Annotated in this window: 24 protein-coding genes and 3 tRNA genes; 19 read left to right on the top strand and 8 right to left on the bottom strand. The window is 40.7% G+C overall.

The genetic code is table 11. From position 1 onward, the window contains the following. Positions 1–141: 141 nt before the first annotated feature. Genes ACHBGV_RS08165 through ACHBGV_RS08150 form a run of 4 tightly spaced genes read right to left on the bottom strand, consistent with a single transcriptional unit; the run spans position 142 to position 3,320 of the window. The gene (locus ACHBGV_RS08165; protein ID WP_394736089.1) at positions 142–1,365 is read right to left on the bottom strand and encodes a hypothetical protein; all 1,224 of its coding nucleotides are present in this window, start codon (positions 1,363–1,365) and stop codon (positions 142–144) included. Further along, positions 1,365–1,523, bottom strand: coding sequence for a hypothetical protein (locus ACHBGV_RS08160; RefSeq protein WP_172007036.1), 159 nt, complete (start codon positions 1,521–1,523; stop codon positions 1,365–1,367). Before ACHBGV_RS08160 ends, ACHBGV_RS08165 begins: the two co-directional genes overlap by 1 nt. Before the next feature lie 21 nt (positions 1,524–1,544). Further along, a complete protein-coding gene (locus ACHBGV_RS08155) occupies positions 1,545–2,702 on the bottom strand; it encodes a superinfection immunity protein (RefSeq protein ID WP_394736088.1) in 1,158 nt (385 codons plus the stop codon). Positions 2,703–2,711: 9 nt separating this feature from the next. Next, positions 2,712–3,320, bottom strand: a complete 609-nt coding sequence (locus tag ACHBGV_RS08150) for a hypothetical protein (RefSeq protein ID WP_394736087.1) — start codon at positions 3,318–3,320, stop codon at positions 2,712–2,714. A gap of 183 nt (positions 3,321–3,503) precedes the next feature. Here ACHBGV_RS08150 and ACHBGV_RS08145 point away from each other — a divergent pair, with 183 nt between their 5' ends. Continuing rightward, complete coding sequence (locus ACHBGV_RS08145) at positions 3,504–3,839, top strand: helix-turn-helix domain-containing protein (protein WP_306172866.1); 336 nt, start codon at positions 3,504–3,506, stop codon at positions 3,837–3,839. Between the two features lie 183 nt (positions 3,840–4,022). On the opposite strand, the gene ACHBGV_RS08140 is transcribed toward ACHBGV_RS08145, so the two are convergent. Continuing rightward, positions 4,023–4,095 (bottom strand) — tRNA-Asn (locus ACHBGV_RS08140). A 5-nt stretch (positions 4,096–4,100) separates the two neighbouring features. Beyond that, positions 4,101–4,172, bottom strand: a tRNA-Glu gene (locus ACHBGV_RS08135). Positions 4,173–4,296: 124 nt separating this feature from the next. Between ACHBGV_RS08135 and ACHBGV_RS08130 the strand changes: the two genes are divergently transcribed. Further along, positions 4,297–4,370: transfer RNA gene (locus ACHBGV_RS08130), tRNA-Arg, on the top strand. Here ACHBGV_RS08130 and ACHBGV_RS08125 read toward each other — a convergent pair. Beyond that, positions 4,368–5,045, bottom strand: a complete 678-nt coding sequence (locus ACHBGV_RS08125; protein ID WP_105111338.1) for a YoaK family protein — start codon at positions 5,043–5,045, stop codon at positions 4,368–4,370. The two genes, ACHBGV_RS08130 and ACHBGV_RS08125, sit on opposite strands and share 3 nt — an antisense overlap. A gap of 28 nt (positions 5,046–5,073) precedes the next feature. After that, positions 5,074–5,553: a 23S rRNA (pseudouridine(1915)-N(3))-methyltransferase RlmH gene (gene rlmH, locus ACHBGV_RS08120; protein WP_105122447.1), complete on the bottom strand. Its 480-nt coding sequence runs from the start codon at positions 5,551–5,553 to the stop codon at positions 5,074–5,076. Positions 5,554–5,744: 191 nt separating this feature from the next. Here rlmH and ACHBGV_RS08115 point away from each other — a divergent pair, with 191 nt between their 5' ends. The 17 genes from ACHBGV_RS08115 to ACHBGV_RS08035 all read left to right on the top strand — a co-directional run. Continuing rightward, entirely contained in the window at positions 5,745–6,929 is a 1,185-nt protein-coding gene (locus ACHBGV_RS08115; protein ID WP_105111340.1) for a S1C family serine protease, read from the top strand. Positions 6,930–6,996: 67 nt separating this feature from the next. Next, complete coding sequence (locus ACHBGV_RS08110) at positions 6,997–7,767, top strand: ParB/RepB/Spo0J family partition protein (RefSeq protein WP_105111341.1); 771 nt, start codon at positions 6,997–6,999, stop codon at positions 7,765–7,767. A gap of 190 nt (positions 7,768–7,957) precedes the next feature. Further along, positions 7,958–9,373, top strand: coding sequence for a chromosomal replication initiator protein DnaA (dnaA, locus tag ACHBGV_RS08105; RefSeq protein ID WP_105111342.1), 1,416 nt, complete (start codon positions 7,958–7,960; stop codon positions 9,371–9,373). A 141-nt stretch (positions 9,374–9,514) separates the two neighbouring features. Then, positions 9,515–10,651, top strand: coding sequence for a DNA polymerase III subunit beta (gene dnaN / locus ACHBGV_RS08100; RefSeq protein WP_105111343.1), 1,137 nt, complete (start codon positions 9,515–9,517; stop codon positions 10,649–10,651). A gap of 51 nt (positions 10,652–10,702) precedes the next feature. Next, positions 10,703–11,581: a diacylglycerol kinase family protein gene (locus ACHBGV_RS08095; protein ID WP_105111344.1), complete on the top strand. Its 879-nt coding sequence runs from the start codon at positions 10,703–10,705 to the stop codon at positions 11,579–11,581. A 9-nt stretch (positions 11,582–11,590) separates the two neighbouring features. Then, positions 11,591–11,794, top strand: coding sequence for a DUF951 domain-containing protein (locus ACHBGV_RS08090; protein WP_105111345.1), 204 nt, complete (start codon positions 11,591–11,593; stop codon positions 11,792–11,794). Between the two features lie 229 nt (positions 11,795–12,023). Next, positions 12,024–13,139: a redox-regulated ATPase YchF gene (ychF, locus tag ACHBGV_RS08085; RefSeq protein ID WP_318830561.1), complete on the top strand. Its 1,116-nt coding sequence runs from the start codon at positions 12,024–12,026 to the stop codon at positions 13,137–13,139. Between the two features lie 162 nt (positions 13,140–13,301). Beyond that, positions 13,302–13,871, top strand: a complete 570-nt coding sequence (gene pth / locus ACHBGV_RS08080) for an aminoacyl-tRNA hydrolase (protein ID WP_394736086.1) — start codon at positions 13,302–13,304, stop codon at positions 13,869–13,871. After that, positions 13,871–17,362 carry a transcription-repair coupling factor gene (gene mfd / locus ACHBGV_RS08075; RefSeq protein WP_394736085.1) on the top strand — a complete coding sequence of 1,164 codons (3,492 nt, stop codon included), beginning with the start codon at positions 13,871–13,873 and terminating at the stop codon, positions 17,360–17,362. The genes pth and mfd overlap by 1 nt, the downstream gene beginning before the upstream one ends. Before the next feature lie 184 nt (positions 17,363–17,546). Then, positions 17,547–17,819, top strand: a complete 273-nt coding sequence (locus tag ACHBGV_RS08070) for an RNA-binding S4 domain-containing protein (RefSeq protein WP_105111349.1) — start codon at positions 17,547–17,549, stop codon at positions 17,817–17,819. Continuing rightward, on the top strand, positions 17,806–18,177 hold the full coding sequence (locus tag ACHBGV_RS08065) for a septum formation initiator family protein (protein ID WP_105111350.1): 372 nt from the start codon (positions 17,806–17,808) through the stop codon (positions 18,175–18,177). The genes ACHBGV_RS08070 and ACHBGV_RS08065 overlap by 14 nt, the downstream gene beginning before the upstream one ends. Then, positions 18,174–18,302, top strand: coding sequence for an SP_0009 family protein (locus tag ACHBGV_RS08060; RefSeq protein WP_254610581.1), 129 nt, complete (start codon positions 18,174–18,176; stop codon positions 18,300–18,302). The genes ACHBGV_RS08065 and ACHBGV_RS08060 overlap by 4 nt, the downstream gene beginning before the upstream one ends. 12 nt (positions 18,303–18,314) lie before the next feature. Further along, positions 18,315–19,595, top strand: coding sequence for a serine hydrolase (locus ACHBGV_RS08055; RefSeq protein ID WP_172023502.1), 1,281 nt, complete (start codon positions 18,315–18,317; stop codon positions 19,593–19,595). Next, positions 19,595–20,863 carry a tRNA lysidine(34) synthetase TilS gene (gene tilS, locus ACHBGV_RS08050; RefSeq protein WP_394736084.1) on the top strand — a complete coding sequence of 423 codons (1,269 nt, stop codon included), beginning with the start codon at positions 19,595–19,597 and terminating at the stop codon, positions 20,861–20,863. The genes ACHBGV_RS08055 and tilS overlap by 1 nt, the downstream gene beginning before the upstream one ends. Before the next feature lie 6 nt (positions 20,864–20,869). Beyond that, on the top strand, positions 20,870–21,412 hold the full coding sequence (gene hpt, locus ACHBGV_RS08045; protein WP_105111353.1) for a hypoxanthine phosphoribosyltransferase: 543 nt from the start codon (positions 20,870–20,872) through the stop codon (positions 21,410–21,412). Between the two features lie 21 nt (positions 21,413–21,433). After that, positions 21,434–23,398, top strand: coding sequence for an ATP-dependent zinc metalloprotease FtsH (gene ftsH, locus ACHBGV_RS08040; protein ID WP_172063980.1), 1,965 nt, complete (start codon positions 21,434–21,436; stop codon positions 23,396–23,398). Positions 23,399–23,571: 173 nt separating this feature from the next. Next, the coding region (locus ACHBGV_RS08035) for a PD-(D/E)XK nuclease family transposase (protein WP_394736082.1) at positions 23,572–24,311 on the top strand (740 nt) is incomplete at its 3' end.

The raw sequence follows: 24,311 nt of genomic DNA, 5'->3' as shown, positions 1-24,311 counted from the left end.
TTCTGGCAAAAAGACCGACTATCAGACCAATAAACAGAAAAAGACAAACGCCTCTTAAGTGTTTGTCTTCAATCTGAAATCTTCCTACAAATATGTAAGAAGATTTTTATTTAACTTATTAGAGTATATTCACCGCTCTTATTACAATCTATTCCATATCATTACATCTGAAGATAGAATTTCATACTGATTTATCTCAGCTTGCACTTCTTCCCATGTAAAATCTCTGCCTGACTCATCTTGAATTTTTTCATTTGATTTCCCTAAATTTTCATAGGTTATCATTAGATTTTTAGAAACAGAGATTCCTGAATCAGTAAAAGAATAATGCTCATAGACACCTGTGTCATACCCTCCTGAACCACGTAACCAAAAACTTCCGTCGGTCATAGGCGCAACATGAGTACGATAACCTATCCCGTTAAATAAGGTTATAATTTCTTTGTCTTGTACAGTAAACACTCCATATATGGTGCGCTCCCAAGATGCTAGTTTGTCAAAGGTAGTAACACCAGTAGTAGTATCATTCTTCTTACCTGCCAGAATGAATTCATTAGTACCATTTTGATCAAAATCATAAAGTGCATAGTACAGCTCACTTGCCTCCAAAGCTTCTGGACTGTAATATTTCAAGCCATTAAAACTTTTAGTAGATAACATTGTACGATTATCATCGATCACTTGCTGATAATCTCCTACAGTTCCATTGGTTTTCTGAGTATGATAAGAGATTGAATATTGTGTATTCTCTACATTTTTAAAATCAGCTTCTCGATAATATACGTCCGACACAATTCCTTCTGAAACGATACGATCGGTGGTAGTCATTGTCGGAACCCCTCCAGATATCGTCTCAACAGGTAGATTGTATTCCACTCCTTTAGGAATTATCTTTAGAGCAGGTGCGCCTGCTAAATTAATCGATAAAGTCAGTATTCCATTTTCTTCACGAACTTGATGATGTTTAAAATAATCACTCCAGTTAAATTCTTTGGGACTTTCAGAAATTTCTGTGTACCACAAACCTGCTATACTCGCATAATCTCCTGCTTGGATAGCTGATAAATCAATCCCATCTTCCTCTTTTTGCGAGCTCGACGATTGCGACTGACTTACTTTTGTCTGGTTCGTTGAGGAACTGGCCCCTGTTGATATAGTAGAAATTTCTTGATTCGATGTATTTGTAAAAAACATATACGCAATGCCTGCGATAGCTACAATCCCAACCAAACCATAGACCCATTTTGGAAATGATTTTTTAGATGATTGCACAATCCCACTTTTTACTGCTTCCTGCAATTCCGCAGGGGTAGGTTTTCGACCATTCGTTGCTTCAAAATATGCAATCCATTCAATTCTTTTCATCATCTATCCTCATTATTATTGATACTATTAGCTATATTATCTACAATATTCCGAAATTGTTCATCTTGTTTCTTTTGATTTTTTTGAATGATAATCCAAACCAATAATCCAAGTATCGCTAAAACTGCACAAATCAATAAATATAATATAACTACCATAAATTTTCCTCACTCAATTTCTCACTTATCAACTAATTTCCTCATCAAATAATCCATCTCTTGTTGCCGTCTCCTGTTATTATTTGATGAAGTCGCAACAAACAGCAAAATAAACCAACCGATGACTGTCCAACCAAATAATAGAAGACACAACCAGAGGACAATCTTCAACCCACTGCTTTGGCAGATGAAAGCTGGTAGAAAATAAATAAATATGATGAAAGTCGCTACTAATATTAGTGCAAAAATACTATCTCCGATATAAATTCCAGAGTTACTTAAAAATTCTGATAGGCTTGAAGCACTTAACAGCAATACAATTAGAGGAAGCCCAAAAAATAGCCAGTTCAGAACCGTTGAGCCTGTATGGCGATATTTAAAGGCATCTTCACTTCTATTGTAGTTTGGTCTAGGATTAGAATATTGTACTGGAACATGAGTAGCTGCAACTGTTTCTTTCTGTGCCTTTGCAGAAGTTACTTTAAATTGAGTCTCAGAAAGATTTTCTTTGACCATTGATGAAGCTTTTTCAATCCCTTGTGCTGTGCTTGGTTTCATAATAAGTAACAAAAGAATTATAACAACCACCAGAAACATTGATGAGATGATTAAAATTGAAAATTCAAGTGAGTTGCTCATTGCCAGTACTGAAAGCAAAATCAAGCCTACTATCCCTGGTAATATTTTATGAGATTCTCCACGATACATTAGATAGTTTATATATAACAATATTGTAGAAAAAAATACCGAACATACACCGACAATAAGACTATCGATATCAAAACTTGGAATCGTTACTGCTAAAATAATAATGAAACTTACAATTGTAAAAATAATTGTCAAAGTTTCATGAAATGATCCTAATCGAAAAATAATCCCTTGATTGATTTCAATTCCTAATTTGTTAAATTGTTCCTCTAACCAGTGGCCCCAGCGATCTAACCATCGATTTGACTGAACCATATAATATTGGCTATTATCCAGTAGTGACTGACTCTCGCCAAAGGATACAGTTTCCGTTGAAAGGTTCATTTGACCACATTGTTGGCAATAGTTTGAAGTTAGCACATACTCTTTACAGGAGGTACAAAAGTCGTAAGATGTTACTTTTTTTAAATCTTCTTGATTCTCCCAGAGAACCTTCCTCAGACGTTCTATATAAACCTGATTTTTATCCATCGTACTCTCCTAAGCAAATTCTTTTCCACAACAAGCACAGAACTTATTCTTACCCGCTTGCAAAGTAGAACATAGGTCACACTCTTTTAAAGTTGCTTCTTCAAGAGCAGATAGTTCTTGAACATCACTTCCGCAAACCGAACAGAAACGACTATCTGAACTTAATAAATTACCACATGCTAAACATGATTTTTCACGTGGAACGTGGATATTGTAATCTTGACGTAGTTTGTAAGATTCTTGAAGAAGTGCAATAATATTTGCCACTTCTTTGTCAAGGTTGATTTCTTTCTGGTTGATAGATTGATTATAGTATGCTAATCCTAATTCAAAGAAATCCTTAGACAAGGTCGTATCCTTTTCTTCAATCTGCTTGCGCAAAGCTCGCAAGTCAGTATTCAGTAATAAATCCTTCTGACTAATGACTGATTTAGGTTGTGAATGAAGTTGTGGATTTTCTGATCGATTCTCTGCAACCTGCTCTTCAACTACATTCTGCTCAGTCTCAATAGTCTCTATCTTAAATTCCCCATTCTTTAATGCTTCTGAAAATTCAGCTGGTTCTGGATTACGTCCATTAGACGCTTGAAAAAATTCTACCCATTCTTTTTGATTCATCATCTTCTCCTAAAATATTGTTTTCATAAATCATATTTAATTGAAAAATTATAGCTATATAATCTTTTAAGGTTATTTTACAATAGTTTTTAGTTTCTAACAACTAAAATAGATGATTTAAAACCTTTTAAGAAGTTTCTTCTTTACTATAAACCTTGTAAGATAGGAAATAACGAGGTATTTATGATGGAAAACGCAAGTTTGAGGGAATATATTGGCAAGAGAATACGCCATTTACGACTAGAAAAAGGTTGGACACAAGACGAATTAGAAGAGAAAGCCAATCTTGGAATGAATTACGCCTATAAAATAGAACAATTAGCAACAAATATCAAAATTGATACATTTGAAAGAATTTTAGAAGCTCTTGAAACAGATATTGAACATTTTTTTGATATCAGCATCAAGGAAAATAGCCCTGAACTCTCACAATTATTAGACTCACTATCAGAACTGCCAAAAGACAAACAGGAAAAAAGTATAAAAGCTTTTCAAAGTTTATTGGAACAGATGAAGTAATACTATAAAACACGATACACCAATAAGACGATGTATCGTGTTTTTATTCATGTCGCTTTTTCACGATTTTTTCATTCTTATCCAATATGCAGTAAAAACGGAGATAGTTCTAAATTCATTGACCAACTTTTGACCAAAATAAGAAAAAACCTTGATTTCTCAAGGTTTCCTAGTCTTTATTTACTCCGCCAACAGGGCTCGAACCTGTGACATCATGATTAACAGTCATGCGCTCTACCAACTGAGCTATGGCGGATGATATAGTCCGTACGGGATTCGAACCCGTGTTACCGCCGTGAAAAGGCGGTGTCTTAACCCCTTGACCAACGGACCATTATCAGTACGCTAACTAGTATAATACATGACCTTATTTTTGTCAACATTTTTTCAGATTTTTTTCACTTTCCGGCAACTTGACAGCTACCTATCTTTCATGTAAAATAGAAGAGTTGAAAGAGGTTCCATAGCTCAGCTGGATAGAGCATTCGCCTTCTAAGCGAACGGTCGCAGGTTCGAATCCTGCTGGAATCATCTCCGACCTGCTCTGGCGGGTCTTTTTTCTTGCCATAATTCCCAATTGATATACAAAACAAAGGGGAGGACACCTATGAGGGCATATTCTCCAAAGGATTGGGAAAACAGAGTAGATAGACAAACTCCAAGCATGAACCCAACAATAATAATGTAGATATTTCGACCAGTTTCCTGCAAGTGTGCGTTCTTTTCCATCAATCCCTTAAACCAAATATAGGCTGCGTTTTTGACATTTCCAGTCATCATCACATTGGCATAATGGACACCCTTAAGACTTCTAAAAGTCTCTACTTGGATGGAAGCTGTAAAGGCCAATAAGCCCATAGTAAAAAATGAATTGACAAAGGGCGTCAGAACGATTGTCAATACAATCAAGCATAAAATGATTAAACTGCTCCCAAAATGCCAAGGATAGCGGTGTTTCAAAAAATATTTTTTGGCTAAATAAGTAAAAAATTGCCCCAGTGTAAAGAATACAATTGGGACTAAAAAGTGAATTGTACTCTTGATGCTGCCCTGGGCTAAATGACTAGCTAACAAAACGACATTACCAGACTGGACACCTGCAAACCGGCCACCCTGGGTCAAATAAGAAAAGGCATTCAAATAGCCGCTGACAAAGGTCAGACAGGTAGCCACTCTTAGCCCCTCATACACACGATACTCTCTCATTCTCTCATCTTCCTTGTTTCACGTGAAACTATTTGTGATAGGGACTTCCCTGTTGGATCATAAAGGCCCTGTATATTTGTTCCATCAAAACCAACTTCATCAATTGATGGGGCAGCGTCAATTTTCCAAAACTTATCAACAAATTCGCCCTTTTTTTAACCGAATCTGCCAATCCAAGGCTGCCTCCAATTACAAAGGAAATTTCTGAAAATCCTTTTATTGTAATATCTTCTAATTTTTTGCTAAATTCTTCTGAAGGAAATTGATTGCCCTCAATGGCCAAAGCGATGACAAAGTCGCGCTCGTTGATTTTAGATAAAATCCGCTCCGCTTCCTTGGCCAATATTTGCTCGTTCTCAGCCTGACTAGCCTTGTCGGGTGTTTTTTCATCTGCTAATTCAAGCAGCTCCAATTTGGTAAACCGACTGAGCCGCTTGCTATACTCAGCAATGCCATCTTTTAAATATTTCTCTTTTAGTTTTCCAACTGTAATCACTTTTATTTTCATATTTCTATTGTAACATATCCACAAACTATCTAACAGATGAAATGGACAATAAGGCAAGGAAATAGGGAGTCTATACACAGAAGAAAAAAGTTATCCACAGCTTGTGGATTGAATTTTGAAAATTTTAAGTTATAATTAAGAAAGGTAGTGTAATCTTTAGAAAATGGATTAAATCTGAAAGGGAAAAAGTCATGAAAAAGTATTTGAAATTTATCATTCTATTCGCCTTTGGGTTTCTAGGAGGAATCAGTGGCTATCTGGTTGCGTCCTCTTTCCAAAATCCCGCAGCTCCACAGCAAGCGGGGTCTGGTGAAACCACCATCAGCAAAGTTCAGTATCAAAATGAGAATTCAACAACCAAGGCTGTGGAAAAAGTACAGGATGCCGTAGTGTCTGTCATCAATTACCAGCAGCCTACACCAAATAGCCTCAGCTCTATTTTTGGTACTATTGAAAGCTCCGATGAGCTGGCCGTGGCAGGAGAGGGATCTGGTGTTATATATAAAAAAGATGGCAAGGATGCCTACATTGTCACCAACAATCACGTTATTGCTAATGCTGAAAAAATTGACATTCTCTTAGCATCTGGTGAGAAAGTTAGTGGACAGCTAGTGGGAGCAGACACCTATTCAGATATAGCCGTTATCAAGATTGATGCTGAGAAAGCCCACTCTGTCGCTGAATTTGCCAATTCAGACAGCATTAAGGTCGGAGAAACAGCCATCGCTATCGGTAGTCCTTTAGGTAGTGTTTACGCCAATACCGTCACCCAGGGCATTATTTCCAGCCTTAGCCGGACTGTCACTTCTCAAACAGAGGACGGACAAACCATCTCCACCAATGCAATCCAAACAGATACAGCCATTAACCCAGGTAATTCTGGTGGCCCCCTCATCAATATTCAGGGGCAGGTTATCGGAATCAATTCAAGTAAGATAACTTCAAGTTCTCTGGCCAATAATGGTGGTGTCTCTATAGAAGGTATGGGATTTGCGATTCCTTCAAATGACGCTGTTTCTATTATCAATCAATTGGAAACAAATGGTAAGGTAGTTCGTCCAGCATTGGGCGTTCACATGGTCGACTTGACCGATCTGTCAACCAGTCAATTAGAAAAAGCAGGTCTGGCAAATACAGATTTAACCTCAGGTGTAGTAGTTGTTTCAACCGAGTCAGGCCTACCAGCTGATGGCAAATTAAAAACCTACGATGTCATTACTGAGATCAATAGTAAGAAAATTGAGAGCAAGAGCGATTTACAAAGTGCCCTTTACAAACAAAAAATTAACGACACGATTACAGTCACCTATTACCGTCAAGGCAAAGAAGAGAAGGTTGACATAAAGTTGACACACTCTACAGACGACCTTTCTTAATAGTTGAAACAAAAACCTTACTTTACAGCATTGTAAAGTAAGGTTTTTTTTGCTAGAATGTCACTGTATGGAAGAATTAAAAAAGATAGCGATTAAGGATATTCAAACAAATCCTTTTCAGCCACGAAAACATTTTGACCAAGAAAAATTATTGGAACTAGCCCAGTCTATCCGAGAAAATGGAATTATCCAACCGATTATCGTCCGAAAATCCTCTCTCATAGGCTATGAATTATTGGCTGGAGAACGACGTTTACGAGCCAGTCAATTAGCCGGTCTAAAAGAAATTCCAGCCCTTGTAAAGGAATTATCCGATGACCAGCTCATGTTGCAGGCTATTATCGAAAACCTCCAACGGTCGGACTTGAATCCCATTGAAGAAGCAGCATCTTATCAAAAATTGATTGAAAAGGGGCTGACCCACGATGAAATTGCTCAAATTATGGGCAAATCCCGCCCTTATATTTCCAATCTTCTGCGTTTGCTGAGCCTCAGTAACAGGACCATTACTGCCATTGAAACCGGAGAAATCAGCCAGGGGCATGCCCGTCTCTTAATCGGTCTTCCTGAATCGAAACAAGTCTACTGGATAGAGCGTATCCAACAGGAGCAATTAAGTGTTCGTTGGCTGGAAAATGCTTTGAAAAAGAAGAAAAAACAAGCCCCACCGAAAACAAATCTCTTTTTGAAGGAGCAAGAAACTGAATTACAGAAACTCCTAGGAACCATGGTCACGATTAGACAGCAGAAATCTGGTCAGGGGAAGATTAGCCTATCCTTTGATTCCAACGAAGAATTCGAAAGAATTATCAACACCTTAAAAAAATTGTGTGACTAATAAAAATAATCCCCCTACTTATAAACAGGAATAAATAGTGGAAAAAGCCGATTTTATCGTGATAAATTTACTTATTCACATCTTGTGGATAAGTGATATAAACAGTGTGGAAAAATATTTATTCTTGTGGAAAACTTTTTCCTTTTATGGTAAACTTAGAATAAGCACTTTTTAGGAAGGGAGGCTTCAAATGGACAAGGAACAAGAATTTTGGAATCGATTTATTGAACTAGCCCAGTCCAGTCTTTCCAATTCTGTCTACGAGCTACTGGTTGAAGAAGCGCGCCTGATTGAATTGCAGGATGGCGTTGCAACAATTTTTCTCGCTGGAACTAGCGACAGTATACTGGCCAGTAAGAAAAAATTGTGGAAACAAAATATTGAAGAACTGATACTGATTGCTGGTTTAGAAGTGTTGGGTGAGCAAATTTCCGTCACCTACCATACCTATCAATCTGTATCAGAACCAAAATCTGACAAGGCCTATAAAGCTGATAAGGTCGTTACAACACCAGCAGAAGCAGATACTCCAGCTCCGATAGGCAAGCCCAGCAAATCCAGTTTTCTTCCGATTCAATCAGGCATCCAGCCCCAATACACCTTTGATAACTTTGTCCAAGGTGGTAGTAATATGATGGCCAAATCTGCTGCTCTAGCTGTAGCTCATTCACCTGGACAGCTCTACAATCCTCTCTTTATCTGGGGAGGACCTGGTCTTGGGAAAACTCACTTGCTCAACGGAATTGGTAACCAAGTCCTGGGAGACAATCCACACGCGCGTGTTCAATATGTCACATCTGAATCCTTCCTTAACGAATTTGTCAACTATCTCACCAAAAAAGAACTGGACATGGAAGAATTTAAGGAGCACTATAGAAATCTTGACCTGTTGCTCATTGATGACATCCAGCTCTTAAAGGGGAAGGCTTCAACACAGGAAGAATTCTTCCACACCTTTGATGCTCTCTTGAGCCAAGGAAAACAGATTGTCCTAACCAGCGATCGAAATCCAGATAGCCTGGATAATTTGGAAGACCGCCTGGTATCCCGCTTTAGTTGGGGAGCTACCTGCCAGATTTACCCACCAGATATCGAAACGCGCGAGGCCATCCTCAGAACCAAGTGTGCCACCTATCCATTTGAATTTCCAAATGATACCCTGACCTATCTGGCAGGCCAAATCCAGTCCAATGTCAGAAATTTAGAAGGTATTCTCAAAGATATCAGCCTCCTGGCTGGAATGAGAAATTTGACCACTATCACCGTCGACATTGCAGCTGAGGCCATCCGAGGACGCAATCAGGCAGCACCAAAAAATTCTGTTATCCCAATTGAAACCATCCAGACTGAGGTCGGAAAATTCTACGGCGTTAGCCTCAAGGAAATAAAGGGAAGCAAGAGATTGCAAAATATTGTCCTAGCCCGTCAGGTAGCCATGTATCTAGCAAGGGAAATGACGGACAACTCCCTTCCAAAAATTGGCAAGGCCTTCGGTAATCGAGACCACACAACTGTCATGCATGCCTATAAAAAAATAAGGGACATGCTCAAGAATAACGAAAGCTTCCTGATTGAAATTACAAATATCAAAAATAAGATCATGTAATCCCATACTTGTGCGCAGTTTTCCACAAGTTGTAAACAAGCCTTTTTTCCTATTCTGATGCGCTTGCTTACACTTTTCCACAGAATACACAGGCTCTACTACTATTACTAACCCTTATTATATATAAATAAAGGAGAATCCATGATTCAATTTTCCATTAACAAAACTGTTTTCCTACAAGCATTAAATATTACCAAACGTGCTATCAGTACCAAGAATGCTATTCCTATTTTATCTACTGTTAAAATTGCTGTTAATACGGAAGGTATTACCCTGATTGGTTCCAATGGTCAAATTTCTATCGAACACTTTATTTCTGTTCAAGATAAAAATGCTGGTCTTTTGATTAGCTCAACCGGAGCTATCCTTCTGGAAGCAGCTTTCTTTATCAACGTAGTTTCTAGCATGCCTGATTTAGTTCTTGATTTTAATGAAATCGAACAAAAGCAGATTGTCTTGACTAGTGGTAAATCTGAAATTACCCTCAAAGGAAAAGAAGCAGAGCAATACCCACGCTTGCAAGAAGTGCCAACTTCAAAACCTCTGGTATTGGAAACAAAAGTCCTTAAGCAAACCATCAACGAAACAGCCTTTGCGGCCTCAACTCAGGAAAGTCGTCCAATCCTAACTGGTGTGCACTTTGTGCTAACAGATAATAAACAGCTCAAAACAGTGGCGACCGACTCCCACCGTCTCAGCCAGCGTAAATTGGTCTTGGAGACTGCAGGAGATGATTTCAATGTGGTCATCCCAAGCCGCTCTCTCCGCGAATTTACGGCCGTATTTACCGATGAAATTGAAAAGGTAGAGGTTTTCTTCTCCAACAACCAAATCCTCTTCAGAAGCGAGTATATTAGTTTCTATACCCGTCTTTTGGAAGGGACCTATCCAGATACCGACCGTCTCATTCCAAAAGAATTTAAGACGACAGCTGTTTTTGATACCTCCCATCTCCGTCAGTCTATGGAGCGTGCCCGTCTCTTGTCCAATGCTACTCAGAATGGAACGGTGAAACTGGAAATTACCAAGGGTATTGTCTCAGCCCATGTCAATTCTCCAGAAGTAGGCCGCGTCAATGAAGAAATCGATACCTTGGACGTTTCAGGTGAGGATCTGGTGATCAGCTTCAACCCAACTTATCTGATTGAAGCCCTCAAAGCGACCAACAGTGAGCAGGTGAAGGTGAGCTTTATTTCCAACGTTCGTCCATTTACTCTGGTGCCAAACAGTGAGGATGACGATTTTATCCAATTGGTAACCCCTGTTCGTACCAACTAATAACAGTAAAAGCGGCCATTGAGCCGTTTTTATGTTATACTAAAATTACCTATGATTGTACACATTTTAGCAAATCCAAATGCTGGCAGTCATTCTGCAGAGAGTATAATAGACCAGCTTAAAAAAACTTATCCACAAGTAGAATTTAAGACCTATCTGACCCAGGGTAAGCATGATGAGAAAGTTCAGATTCAAAAGATTTTAGAAGGCTATGGAGATGGGGATAGACTGCTCATTTTAGGTGGAGACGGTACGCTATCTAAAAGCCTGACGGATTGGCCAAGCCAACTACCTTTTGCTTATTATCCGACAGGTTCGGGCAATGATTTCGCCAAATCAATGAAAATCAGAGAGATAGATACTGTCCTAACTGCCCTCTTGACAGAAAAAACGCAGTCTATTTGTGTTTTGAAGACGTCCTTTGGGATTATTGTCAATAGTATGGATGCTGGTTTTGCTGCCCAGGTGATTGCACGTTCAGAATCCTCTAAGCTCAAAAACTGGCTTAAGCGCGTGAAAGTTGGTAAATTGACCTATCTGATAATGGCTATCAGAAGTCTTTTAGATGCGCAGTCCTTGACAGTGGACGCGGTCATTGATGGCCAGGAACAACAGTTGAAGAATCTCTTTTTCCTGTCTCTTGCCAACAATACCTACTTTGGCGGTGGTATCATGATTTGGCCGGAAGCCTCTGCTCATGAGCAGAAAATCGATCTGGTTTATATTGAAAACAGCCCAATTCATAGACGGGTGCTGGCCTTGCTCGATTTGGTCCTTAAGCGTCATAAGAAATCCAAATATATCAAACATCTCCAGTGCCAAACTATTTCTATCAAAACTAGTCAGCAAATCCTATTTCAAACGGATGGTGAGATGCTGGCGGGGACAGAGTTTGTATTGACTTGTCAAGAAAGAAAAATCTATCTATAAGGAGTTACCATGTATCAATTAGGAACATTCGTCGAAATGAAAAAGCCTCATGCCTGTGTCATCAAATCGACTGGCAAAAAAGCCAATAAGTGGGAAGTCATTCGTTTAGGTGCAGATATTAAAATCCGTTGCAGCAACTGTGACCATGTGGTTATGATGAGCCGGCATGATTTTGAGCGGAAAATGAAGAAAGTTCTTGAAAGCGAGTCCTAGTTGACAGTTTGCAACTGCTGGTTGCGACAAGTTCCTAAGAATTGCTAGGCAATCAATCCATGGATAATTATAATTTTGTCATCAGTTTTATCATGATAAATAATGTAGTCATATTTTCATTGTATTTTCATAAATAAAATTTTCTAATTTCGTTCCGTCATATCGCCTTTTTCCTCTACTTTCTGCTATAATAGTCATGATTGAATTTTTAATTGGAGAGTAAAAAAACATGGCTTTAACAGCAGGTATCGTCGGTTTGCCAAACGTTGGTAAATCAACCCTATTTAACGCAATTACCAAAGCAGGAGCAGAGGCTGCCAACTATCCTTTCGCGACCATTGATCCAAACGTGGGTATGGTGGAGGTGCCAGATGAGCGCTTGACCAAGTTGACAGAGTTGATTACACCAAAGAAAACCGTGCCGACCACCTTTGAATTTACAGACATTGCCGGTATCGTAAAAGGTGCCTCAAAAGGGGAAGGTTTGGGAAATAAATTCTTGGCCAATATCCGCGAGGTTGATGCCATTGTTCACGTGGTTCGTGCCTTTGACGATGAAAATGTTATGCGTGAACAAGGCCGTGAAGATGCGTTTGTGGACCCAATCGCAGATATTGATACCATTAACCTAGAATTGATCTTGGCCGACCTAGAGAGCATCAACAAGCGTTATGCGCGTGTAGAAAAAATGGCTCGTACACAAAAAGACAAGGATTCTGTGGCAGAATTTGCAGTCCTTGAAAAAATCAAGCCCGTCTTGGAAGATGGTAAATCAGCTCGTACAGTAGCTTTTACAGACGAAGAGCAAAAAATTGTCAAGCAGCTTTTCCTCTTGACCACCAAGCCAGTCCTTTATGTAGCTAACGTTGATGAGGACAAGGTCGCTGACCCAGACGGCATCGAGTATGTTCAACAAATCCGCGATTTCGCAGCGACAGAAAATGCAGAAGTGGTAGTCATTTCAGCGCGTGCCGAAGAAGAAATTTCTGAACTCGACGACGAGGACAAGGCAGAATTCTTGGAGGCAATCGGTTTGACTGAGTCTGGTGTTGACAAACTGACTCGTGCAGCTTATCATTTACTTGGTCTTGGTACTTACTTTACAGCAGGTGAAAAAGAAGTCCGTGCTTGGACCTTCAAGCGAGGTATCAAGGCGCCTCAAGCGGCCGGTATCATCCACTCAGACTTCGAAAAAGGATTTATCCGCGCCGTAACCATGTCCTATGATGATTTGATGCACTATGGCTCTGAGAAGGCTGTTAAAGAGGCTGGACGCCTTCGTGAAGAAGGTAAGGAGTACGTGGTCCAGGATGGGGACATCATGGAGTTCCGCTTTAATGTCTGATGCCTAATATTCGCTTATTCGTTGTTATCTCGTCTTGCCGTACTATCAGTACTGCCTGTGACTTTGATGACTAGACTAAGCAAATGTTTAGCAATCAAAAAACAACTATAAAAATAGTAGGTTGGAAAGACTTCCAACCCTTTTGGTGTTTAAGGAGAAAAAATGACACGATTGATAATAGGTCTAGGCAATCCCGGTGACCGCTATTTTGAAACCAAGCACAATGTCGGCTTTATGCTGATTGATAAGATTGCAGCGCGTGAAAATGTGGCTTTTACGCACGATAAGATTTTCCAAGCGGACCTTGCAACGACCTTTATTGACGGAGAGAAGATTTTTCTGGTCAAGCCGACGACCTTTATGAATGAATCAGGCAAGGCGGTGCATGCGTTGCTGACCTACTACGGACTGGATGAGACTGATATTTTGGTGGCCTATGATGATTTGGACATGGCTGTTGGAAAAATCCGTTTCCGTCAAAAAGGCTCGGCCGGTGGCCACAATGGTATTAAGTCTATCATCAAGTATCTAGGAACAGATCAATTTGACCGCATCAAGATTGGCATCGGTCGTCCCAAAGGCAAGATGAGTGTGGTTCATCATGTTTTATCTGGATTTGATACGGAGGACCGCATTAACATTGACCTAGCTCTTGAAAAACTTGACAAAGCTGTCAACTTCTATTTACAGGAAGATGACTTTGATACCATCATGAGAAAGTTTAACGGCTAATGAACATCCTGGATTTATTACACCAAAATAAGCAAATCAATCAGTGGCAGGCAGGACTGAATAAATCCACTCGCCAACTCCTACTAGGACTATCAGGAACCAGCAAGTCCTTGGTCATGGCAACTGCCTTTGATAGCTTGTCAGAAAAGATTTTAATTGTGACGGCGACTCAAAATGAGGCCGAGCGCTTGGCAACAGACTTATCAGCTATTATTGGTAGCGACTATGTTTACAACTTCTTTACAGATGACAGTCCTGTTGCCGAGTTTGTTTTTGCCTCCAAAGAGCGAACCCAGTCTCGAATTGATAGTTTGAATTTCCTACAAGACCAGACTTCATCAGGTATTCTGGTAGCTAGTATGGCTGCCTGCCGTGTTTTGCTACCTAGTCCTTCTGCCTATCAATCTGCTAGATTAGAACTTTCAGTTGGTCAGGAAATGGAAGTTGACACCCTTGTCAAGTCACTTGTCAATACAGGTTATAAGAAGGTTTCTCGTGTCTTGACCCAGGGAGAATTTAGCCAGCGAGGAGATATCCTAGATATTTATGATATGCAGGCTGAGCATCCTTATCGTCTGGAGTCTTTCGGTGATGAAATAGACGGCATCCGAACTTTTGACGTCGATAGCCAGAAGTCTCTGGAAAATTGTGAACAGATTTCCGTTTCACCAGCATCAGAAATGATTGTGACAGAAGAGGACTACCAACGAGCTATTCCTATCATTCAGAAAACGATTGAGCGTTCCGATCAAGAAGAACAGATTTCCTATCTCAAGGAAGTCTTGGCAGACATGCAGTCTTCCTACCGTCATCCGGATCTCAGAAAATTCCTGTCCTTCTTATATGAGGATAGCTGGACTATTTTGGATTATCTTCCAAAAGGTTCACCTATTTTTCTAGATGATTTCCATAAAATTTCTGATAAACAGGCCCAGTTTGAGAAAGAAGTTGCGGATGTCTTGACACAGGATTTACAGACTGGTAAATCAGTGTCAAGTTTGAATTACTTCGCGTCAACCTATGCTGATTTGAGAAAATATAAGCCAGCCACCTTCTTTTCTAGTTTCCAGAAAGGTCTGGGCAATGTCAAGTTTGATGGACTTTACCAATTTACCCAGCATCCCATGCAGGAATTTTTCCACCAAATTCCGCTTTTAAAAGATGAACTGGCTCGCTATGCCAAATCAAACAATACGGTCATTATCCAGGCTTCTTCTGAAACAAGTTTACAAGCTTTACAGAAATCTTTACAGGAATACGAGATTCATTTACCAGTCCATTCAGCATCACAATTAGTCGCCGGGCAGCAGCAAATCACCGTTGGTCAGCTGTCAGCTGGTTTTCACCTTATGGATGAAAAGCTGGTTGTCATCACTGAAAAGGAAATTTTTAATAAGAAAATCAAGCGCAAAATCCGCAGGGCAAATATGTCCAATGCGGAGCGGATTAAGGATTATAGTGAGCTTTCAGTCGGAGATTATGTAGTCCACCATGTTCACGGTATCGGTCAGTATTTAGGGATTGAAACCATTGAAATATCGGGTGTTCACAGGGACTATGTTACTGTGCAATATCAGAATGCTGACCGCATTTCCATTCCAGTAGAGCAGATTGACCTCCTGTCAAAATACCTGGCATCAGACGGCAAGGCACCTAAGGTCAATAAGCTAAACGACGGTCGTTTCCAAAAGACCAAGCAGAAGGTGCAAAAGCAGGTTGAAGACATTGCGGATGATTTGATTAAGCTCTATGCAGAGCGCAGTCAGCTCAAAGGTTTTGCCTTTTCACCTGATGATGCCAGTCAAGAAGAGTTTGACAACTACTTTACACATGTGGAAACCGATGATCAACTTCGCTCGATTGACGAAATCAAAAAGGATATGGAGAAGGATTCGCCCATGGATCGGCTCTTGGTCGGGGATGTTGGATTTGGTAAGACAGAAGTAGCCATGCGGGCAGCCTTTAAGGCGGTCAATGATGGCAAACAGGTTGCAATTTTAGTGCCGACAACGGTCCTAGCCCAGCAACATTTTGCAAATTTCCAAGAGCGCTTTGCTGAGTTTCCTGTCAATGTTGATGTGATGAGCCGATTCAAGACCAAGGCAGAGCAAGAGAAAACGCTGGAGAAGCTCAAAAAAGGTCAGGTGGATATTATCATTGGTACGCATCGCCTGCTCTCCAAAGATGTGGTCTTTTCCGATTTAGGTTTACTGGTCATTGACGAGGAACAGCGCTTTGGTGTCAAGCACAAGGAACGCCTTAAAGAGCTGAAAAAGAAAATCGATGTCCTGACCTTGACTGCAACTCCTATACCTCGGACCCTGCAAATGTCCATGCTTGGAATTCGTGATTTGTCTGTTATTGAAACACCGCCAACTAATCGCTATCCTGTCCAAACCTATGTCATGGAAACCAATCTAACAGTCATTCGCGATGCCATTATCCGTGAATTAGACCGTGACGGACAGGTTTACTATCTTTACAATAAAGTTGACACCATTGAGCAAAAAGTTTCAGAGCTGAAAGAGTTGGTTCCAGAGGCCAGCATCGGTTATGTTCACGGACAAATGTCTGAAATCCAACTGGAAAATACCCTCTATGCCTTTGTGGAAGGGGAGTACGATGTTCTCGTTACGACTACCATTATTGAAACAGGGGTTGATATTCCAAATGCCAATACCCTCTTTATTGAAAATGCCGATCATATGGGACTGTCAACCCTCTATCAACTTCGTGGTCGTGTCGGCCGTTCCAATCGTATCGCCTATGCCTATCTCATGTATCGGCCTGACAAGTCCTTAACAGAAGTGGCTGAAAAACGCCTAGAAGCCATCAAAGGCTTTACAGAACTGGGGTCTGGCTTCAAGATTGCTATGCAGGACCTGTCCATCCGCGGTGCGGGAAATATTCTCGGTGCAGCCCAGTCTGGCTTTATTGACTCAGTCGGCTATGAAATGTACTCTCAGCTTTTGGAACAGGCCATTCTTGAAAAGAAAGGTAAAGCTGGCCAGCGTCAGAAGAGTAATACGGAAATCAATTTGCAGATTGATGCCTATTTACCGAGTGAATACATTTCAGACCAGCGTCAAAAAATCGAGATTTACAAGCGGATCAAGAACATTGACAGCCGTGTAAACTATCAAGAATTGCAGGAAGAGTTGGTCGATCGCTTCGGAGACTATCCGGATGTTGTAGCCTATTTGCTAGAAATTGGTCTCCTCAAATCTTATCTGGACCAGGTTTTCTGTCATAGTGTCCTTAGAAAGAAACAGCAGATTACAATTTCCTTTGAGCCCATGGCTGGTCAAATTTTCCTGACCCAGGATTATTTCCAGGCCCTATCGGTGACCAATCTCAAGGTTCAAATTGCAGAGAATCGGGGCCGTTTAGAAGTGATTTTTACCCTTCAAAAACAGAAGGATTATGAAATCTTGGAGGAATTGATCCAATTCGCAGAAAAATTGGCCCAAATTAAGTTAAGTAAAGGTTGATTGTGCCGAACTGTTTAATTCATTGAATGCATCAATTCTCATTTTCTTCGCAGGAGTAGTCATTTCAGCACTCATATTTTGGTGAGAGAGTTTCCAAACTCTCTTTTTACATTTTGGTAACAAAGTTATCCTATTCTACCAAAACCTTTAAAAAATGATATAATATTTAGTTGAGGTAATTCAAATGAGACTAGATAAATATTTAAAAGTATCCCGTATTATCAAGCGCCGGACAGTTGCAAAAGAAGTGGCAGACAAGGGCCGTATCAAAATCAACGGAATTTTGGCAAAGTCTTCAACGGATGTCAAAATCAATGATCAAATCGAAATCCAATTTGGAAACAAACTCTTGACAGTCAAGGTCTTGGAAATGAAAGACTCGACCAAGAAAGAAGACGCTCTGAAAATGTACGAAATCGTTAGCGAAAAAAGGATAGAAGCAGATGAAAAAATCTAAGGTTCTCCAAATCAGCAATCGTTTTATTGATGCTGAGAAGGAAAGATTTCACCGCAAAGAGCTAGAAAAACAGCAAAAAAACCGTTTTTTAGCGACGGTCATTGTCTTGGTGATTTTTCTCTTTATGTTGCCAACCTATAATCTAGTGGCTACTCATCAGAAATTGAAGCAAAATGAAGCCAAACTAGTTGAATTGGAAAATCAGTACAAAGACCTTTCTCGTGAGAAGGAACTTCGTGATGCCCTAGTCAAAAAATTGCAGGATGAAGAATATGCTGCAAAATATGTCCGTGCCAAGTATCAGTTTTCAAAAGATGGCGAGTTTATCTACAATATTCCAGGATTGTTGCCCAAATGACAGAAGATTTATTAAAAAATGTTGAGTTATTTTTGTCCTATTCCGATGACAAATTAGAAGAACTCACTGAAAAAAATCAACAGCTAAAAGTGTCCGTTGATCCACAACAAGAAATTTCCAAATAGAAAGAATGGAGAATGAAGGAAAAATTAGTCATACTCCTCTTGCCAATTTTATTTTCTGCAACCATTGTGGACAGCACAGAAGTCCCCTTTGAAATCACGCAAGAAGAGTACGTAACTTTCAATCAAAAAGAATACCAACCCATCTTTCATAGCCTACCTAGCAACCCGATTTCCCTGACAGAACTCCATGTGTTTAAGGATATGGACCTGACCCACTATAGTCACAAGATAGGGCCTGATTCCAGTTTGGAACTAGCAGGTTTAGAGGTAAATAACCACCACCAGCAGGTATTCACACTATCGGATGGCACCTATGTTTTGGCTAGTCAAGACCAAGTAGCAGATGACAGGATTTTAAACCAGGTAGGTCTTGAACAGACCTATTGGACCAAGGAGAATACTCGAATTTTAACTAGTCCTGTTTCTACAAAGCAGGATGAAAAAGAAAGTACTCTTCCTCCTTATCAGCCTGTTCAGGTTGACACACTCGTGGAGACACCGAGAGGTCAGTTTGTTCAGATTGTCGGCAAGGGCTGGGCTCTACTTGACCACTTGTCAACCCAAGATAATAGGATGGAAGGAGTTCAAAAACTCCTAGACACAAAATACAACAAAGACAACTACTCTATATATGTCAAGCAAGTGTCAAGTCAGTTAGAAGCAGGTATCAATCAGGATAAGATTCTATATGCAGCCAGTGTTTCTAAGCTTCCTACACTCTATTATGCCCAAAAACAAATTGATTTAGGGCGTTTTAAATTGACAGATAAGGTCAAGTATGTAAAGGAGACAGAGGACTTTGATGGAGCCTATGACCCTGCAGGCAGTGGATCCATCAGCAAGCGAGTTGACAATAAAGAATACCAAGTTGACGACCTGCTCAACCGTATCGCCAAAGAGTCTGACAATGTCGCAAGCAATATTGTCGGCTACTACCTGGCTGACAAGTTTAATCAGCAGTTTTACGATGACATCACCTCCATCACTGGTCAAAAATGGGACATGGTTACACGTGAAACATCTCCAAAAGTAGCTGGACTAATGATGGAAGCTATTTACCATCAGGGTGGGTTTGTACTTGATAGTCTCAAGGAAACCAGGTTCGATGACCAGCGCATTCCCAAGGACATTCCGGTTCCGGTGGCCCATAAGATAGGTGACGCCTATGATTTCAGGCACGACGTTGCTCTTGTCTACACAGACTCACCCTTCATCTTGTCCATCTTCACGGACAAGGCAAGCTACGACGACATTTCACAAATTGCCAAGGATATTTACGAGATTTTGAAGTAATGAAAGAAAGATTTATAAAAGTGACACGCCAAGGTCACTTTTTTGATAAACACAGAAAAGTTTTGGTGGCTGTATCCGGTGGACTGGATTCCCTGACACTTTTGCAGCTCCTATACGACAGCAGGGAGAAGCTAGATATCGAACTAGGCATAGCACATATCAACCACCAGCAACGACCAGAATCCCAGGAAGAGGAGCGCTATATCAAAGAATTAGCGACTCAACTACGACTTCCTGTTTATATTTCACATTTTCAAGGAGCTTTCTCGGAAAATGCTGCGCGGAAATGGCGCTATGACTTTTTCAAACAAGTCATGGACCAGAAAGGCTATACTGCTCTGGTCACGGGGCATCATGCGGACGACCAGGCTGAGACAGTTTTCATGCGGATTCTCCGTGGCAATCGACTGCGTCACATCTCAGCCATCCAGCCAGTCCAAGACTTCGGACCTGGCCAGCTGATTCGTCCCTTGCTGACCTTTCAAAAATCCGATTTTCCAGCAACAGTTCATTTTGAAGATTCTAGCAATACCAGTCCAGCTTATTTACGAAACCGTATCCGAAATACCTATTTGCCACAATTGAGACAGGAAAATCCTCAGCTGGATAAGAATCTCCTCCAGTTAGCATCCGAAAGCCAACAGTTGGTCCAAGCCCTGCGTGATTTGACCAAAGATGTAGAAATCACCAACCTCCAACATTTTCAGCAGCAAACCCAGGCTATACAAAGTTTTCTTCTGGAAGAATATTTAGAACAATTTCCAGACCTTCAATTGACAGCTGCTCAGTTTGACCAAGTCCTCCATATTTTACGATCCAAGGCCAATTATCGTCACAGCCTAAAAAACAGCTACCAATTAGAAAAAGATTATCATCAGTTTTGCATCAGCAAAATCCAACCTCAGACGGATGAAGCACTAGCTCCCCTTGTGATAGAATCAGACGGTATCTTCACTTATGGGGACTACCTATTTTCCCTCAATCAACCACTGGAAGATGCCCAACAAATCCTTTATCTGCAACCAGATAGCCCCATTACCTTACGCAGCAGACAGGCAGGAGACAGCATTCTAATAAATGGTGTTCAGAAGAAACTCCGTCGCTGGTTTATTGACCAAAAAATTCCTCAGCAAGTACGAAAAGAAGCCATAGTTGTCCAACAGGCTGAAAAAATTTATGGAATTGCCAATCTGCTTATCACTGATTTGAGTAAATCTGCAAAAAATGGTATAATGAAAGCTATCTTATATATCAAACAGAAAGAGTAAAACATTATGTTGGATAATGATATTAAAAAAGTTCTCGTTTCAGAAGAAGAAATCATTGCGAAAAGCAAAGAGTTAGGTCAAATCTTGGCCCAGGATTATGCAGACAAAAATCCTCTTCTTGTGGGTATTTTGAAAGGATCTATTCCTTTCATGGCTGAATTGATGAAGCATATCGATGCCCACGTAGAGACAGACTACATGGTCGTTTCTAGCTACCACGGTGGTACAGAAAGTAGCGGTACCGTAAAAATCATCAAGGATTTGGACAATAGCGTCGCTGGTCGTCACATTATCTTTGTAGAGGACATTATTGATACTGGCCGTACCCTGAAAGAACTCAAGGAGCTTTTTGCCCTCCGTCAAGCAGCTTCTATCAAAATTGCGACTCTTTTGGATAAACCAGAAGGCCGTGTTGTTGAAATTGAGCCAGACTATACCTGCTTCACTATTCCAAATGAGTTTGTAGTCGGTTTTGGTCTAGATTACAACGAAAATTACCGTAATCTTCCTTATGTTGGAGTACTGAAAGAGGAAGTTTATACAAAATAGAAAAGGTTTCCTACTATTATTATGAACAATCAACCAAATAAAGGATTTATAAAAAATCCTTTTCTCATTATTCTTGTCATTGCGACTCTTTTGACAGCCTTCCAATTTTTTAACGCTGGCAAACAAGTAACGGTGCAAGAAATTCCCTATTCTCAAGTCATTACCGAGCTTAAAAATGATAATGTATCAGAACTAACCTACCAGCCTGATTCAAGCGTTATCGAAATTACAGGTAAGTACAAAAAGGAACAAACAGCCAAAGACGAGCTAGCCTCTTCTATTAAATTGTTCCAAGTTTCAGAGACAATCAAGTACAAAAACTTCAAATCCCTGATTTTACCTTCCGAGACAAATCTATCAGAACTTCAAACCCTGGCCAATGAAAACGGGATTAAAGTCACGATAAAGCCTGAAAGTTCCAATAGTCTCTGGTTTAGCATTATCCTCAACTTCCTTCCCTTGATTATTTTCGGTGGATTCTTCTTCATGATGATGAATCAAGGAGGCGGAGGTGCCCGAGGCGCTATGAACTTCGGTCGTAACAAGGCCAGAGCCTTTGAAAAGAACAATGTCAAGGTCCGCTTCTCAGACGTAGCAGGTGCGGAAGAAGAAAAGCAAGAGTTGGTCGAAGTTGTTGAGTTTCTGAAAGATCCAAAACGCTTTACCAAACTCGGTGCCCGTATTCCAGCAGGTGTCCTCTTGGAAGGCCCTCCAGGGACTGGTAAAACCCTTCTTGCCAAGGCAGTGGCCGGCGAAGCAGGTGTCCCATTCTTCTCGATTTCTGGTTCAGACTTCGTTGAAATGTTTGTCGGTGTCGGTGCCAGCCGTGTTCGTTCCCTCTTTGAAGACGCTAAAAAAGCAGCTCCAGCCATCATTTTCATCGACGAGATTGATGCTGTCGGTCGCCAACGTGGTGTCGGCATGGGCGGTGGTAACGATGAGCGTGAGCAGACCCTCAACCAACTCCTGATTGAAATGGATGGTTTTGAAGGAAATGAAGGCATTATCGTTATTGCAGCTACAAACCGTAGTGATGTTTTAGACCCAGCTCTTCTTCGTCCAGGTCGTTTTGACCGCAAGGTCTTGGTTGGTCGTCCAGATGTCAAGGGCCGCGAAGCTATTCTCAAGGTGCACGCCAAGAATAAACCACTGGCTGATGATGTTGATTTGAAATTGGTTGCCCAACAAACACCAGGTTTCGTCGGAGCCGATTTGGAAAATGTCCTCAACGAAGCTGCTCTTGTTGCAGCTCGACGCAATAAAACCGTTATCGACGCTTCGGATATTGACGAGGCGGAAGACCGGGTTATCGCCGGACCTTCTAAGAAAGACCGTCAGATTTCAGCTAAAGAGCGTGAAATCGTTGCCTACCATGAGGCAGGTCATACCATTGTCGGCCTTGTCCTATCAAATGCACGTGAAGTTCACAAGGTTACTATTGTCCCTCGCGGTCGCGCTGGTGGTTATATGATTGCCCTTCCTAAAGAAGATCAAATGCTACTTTCTAAAGAAGACATGAAAGAGCAATTGGCAGGACTCATGGGTGGTCGTGTAGCTGAGGAAATTATCTTCAATACTCAAACCACAGGTGCATCCAATGACTTTGAACAAGCAACGCAAATGGCGCGTGCTATGGTTGCTGAATATGGTATGAGTGAAAAAATGGGACCAATGCAGTACGAAGGTAGCCATGCTATGTTCGGTGCCCAAACTACTCAAAAATACATTTCTGAACAAACTGCTTACGAACTGGACACAGAAGTACGTAATCTCCTGACAGAAGCCCATAACAAGGCAGCTGAAATCATCCAGGACAACCGTGAAAAACACCAGTTGATTGCAGAAGCCCTACTCAAGTATGAAACATTGGACAGCGTTCAAATCAAATCGCTCTATGAAAAAGGCCAAATGCCTGAAAAAACAGAGCACGATGAAGAAGATGTCCACCCCCTTTCATACGATGAAATCAAAGAAAAAATGAAATAATTCAAGAGAGAAATCGCAAGGTTTCTCTTTTTTTCTCCTTATAAATACGAATAAATAAGATAGAGGACCATGTCCCACATTATCAACCTTGAACTTTTTAATAAAAACTGCTAAAATATAAGTAGAAAATAGTTTGGAATGTTCAAGGAATTCTATACTTAAGGAGAAAACCTATGCGACATACCAGACTCAAACCCACCTACGACACCGTAGCAAAAAAAATCTTCCAAAATAAGGAAGTTACCAAGCACTTTATAGCAGATATATTAGACCTACCTGTCAAATCCGTCGAATTACTAGACGGTCACCAGATTCGCCTACCACAGGACGGACTGCCGAGAGGATTTTATACCGTCACAGATATCTTGGTTGAGCTGGATGACGGCACGCAAGTCATCATTGAAATCCAGATTGTCAAGCAACGGTCCTTTGTGAATCGGCTATGGACCTATATTTGTAGCCAGGTGCATGATAATTTTGAAAATATCCGCAAGGAATTTCAGGAGACACATTTGATCCATGAACGGCTTTATCCGGTCTACGGTATCGCCCTTTTGGAGAAAAATTATTTCCCAGACGATAAGGCCTTTCATATCTTCTCCATTCGAGAAGAAACCACTAATCAAGAACTAACCATCAAGCTAAAGGATAGTCCCAAGGACCACAGCTTGCTCAAAATGGCTTTTCTAGAGTTGGACAAATACCAGCCCGAAACTTTCGATAAAAACCAGCTTAAGAAATGGTTTGAATTTTTCGGGAACCGAGAATTTACAGCTCCTCTAGATAAAATCATCCACCAAGCCGAGCATGCCCTGGACTTCGCCAGCTGGAGTAAGGAGGAACAAGCCATGTTCAATGACGAATTAGACATTCTAGAAGTTAATTATAGTAGAATCTACTGGGCAAGAGAAGA

Source organism: Streptococcus sp. A34 (assembly GCF_043674115.1).
Classification (GTDB): domain Bacteria; phylum Bacillota; class Bacilli; order Lactobacillales; family Streptococcaceae; genus Streptococcus; species Streptococcus suis_V.
This window is presented reverse-complemented; position numbering and strand designations above follow the sequence as displayed.

Bases quoted from the DNA above. Each gene is read 5' to 3' on its own strand.
- ACHBGV_RS08155 (WP_394736088.1), bottom strand. From the start codon at position 2,702: ATGGATAAAAATCAGGTTTATATAGAACGTCTGAGGAAGGTTCTCTGG.
- ACHBGV_RS08145 (WP_306172866.1), top strand. From the start codon at position 3,504: ATGATGGAAAACGCAAGTTTGAGGGAATATATTGGCAAGAGAATACGC.
- ACHBGV_RS08055 (WP_172023502.1), top strand. From the start codon at position 18,315: ATGAAGGAAAAATTAGTCATACTCCTCTTGCCAATTTTATTTTCTGCA.
- ACHBGV_RS08065 (WP_105111350.1), top strand. From the start codon at position 17,806: ATGAAAAAATCTAAGGTTCTCCAAATCAGCAATCGTTTTATTGATGCT.
- tilS (WP_394736084.1), top strand. From the start codon at position 19,595: ATGAAAGAAAGATTTATAAAAGTGACACGCCAAGGTCACTTTTTTGAT.
- ACHBGV_RS08070 (WP_105111349.1), top strand. From the start codon at position 17,547: ATGAGACTAGATAAATATTTAAAAGTATCCCGTATTATCAAGCGCCGG.
- ychF (WP_318830561.1), top strand. From the start codon at position 12,024: ATGGCTTTAACAGCAGGTATCGTCGGTTTGCCAAACGTTGGTAAATCA.
- pth (WP_394736086.1), top strand. From the start codon at position 13,302: ATGACACGATTGATAATAGGTCTAGGCAATCCCGGTGACCGCTATTTT.
- ACHBGV_RS08125 (WP_105111338.1), bottom strand. From the start codon at position 5,045: ATGAGAGAGTATCGTGTGTATGAGGGGCTAAGAGTGGCTACCTGTCTG.
- ACHBGV_RS08165 (WP_394736089.1), bottom strand. From the start codon at position 1,365: ATGAAAAGAATTGAATGGATTGCATATTTTGAAGCAACGAATGGTCGA.
- ACHBGV_RS08060 (WP_254610581.1), top strand. From the start codon at position 18,174: ATGACAGAAGATTTATTAAAAAATGTTGAGTTATTTTTGTCCTATTCC.
- ACHBGV_RS08095 (WP_105111344.1), top strand. From the start codon at position 10,703: ATGATTGTACACATTTTAGCAAATCCAAATGCTGGCAGTCATTCTGCA.
- ftsH (WP_172063980.1), top strand. From the start codon at position 21,434: ATGAACAATCAACCAAATAAAGGATTTATAAAAAATCCTTTTCTCATT.
- ACHBGV_RS08090 (WP_105111345.1), top strand. From the start codon at position 11,591: ATGTATCAATTAGGAACATTCGTCGAAATGAAAAAGCCTCATGCCTGT.
- hpt (WP_105111353.1), top strand. From the start codon at position 20,870: ATGTTGGATAATGATATTAAAAAAGTTCTCGTTTCAGAAGAAGAAATC.
- rlmH (WP_105122447.1), bottom strand. From the start codon at position 5,553: ATGAAAATAAAAGTGATTACAGTTGGAAAACTAAAAGAGAAATATTTA.
- ACHBGV_RS08110 (WP_105111341.1), top strand. From the start codon at position 6,997: ATGGAAGAATTAAAAAAGATAGCGATTAAGGATATTCAAACAAATCCT.
- dnaA (WP_105111342.1), top strand. From the start codon at position 7,958: ATGGACAAGGAACAAGAATTTTGGAATCGATTTATTGAACTAGCCCAG.
- ACHBGV_RS08160 (WP_172007036.1), bottom strand. From the start codon at position 1,523: ATGGTAGTTATATTATATTTATTGATTTGTGCAGTTTTAGCGATACTT.
- ACHBGV_RS08115 (WP_105111340.1), top strand. From the start codon at position 5,745: ATGAAAAAGTATTTGAAATTTATCATTCTATTCGCCTTTGGGTTTCTA.
- dnaN (WP_105111343.1), top strand. From the start codon at position 9,515: ATGATTCAATTTTCCATTAACAAAACTGTTTTCCTACAAGCATTAAAT.
- mfd (WP_394736085.1), top strand. From the start codon at position 13,871: ATGAACATCCTGGATTTATTACACCAAAATAAGCAAATCAATCAGTGG.
- ACHBGV_RS08150 (WP_394736087.1), bottom strand. From the start codon at position 3,320: ATGAATCAAAAAGAATGGGTAGAATTTTTTCAAGCGTCTAATGGACGT.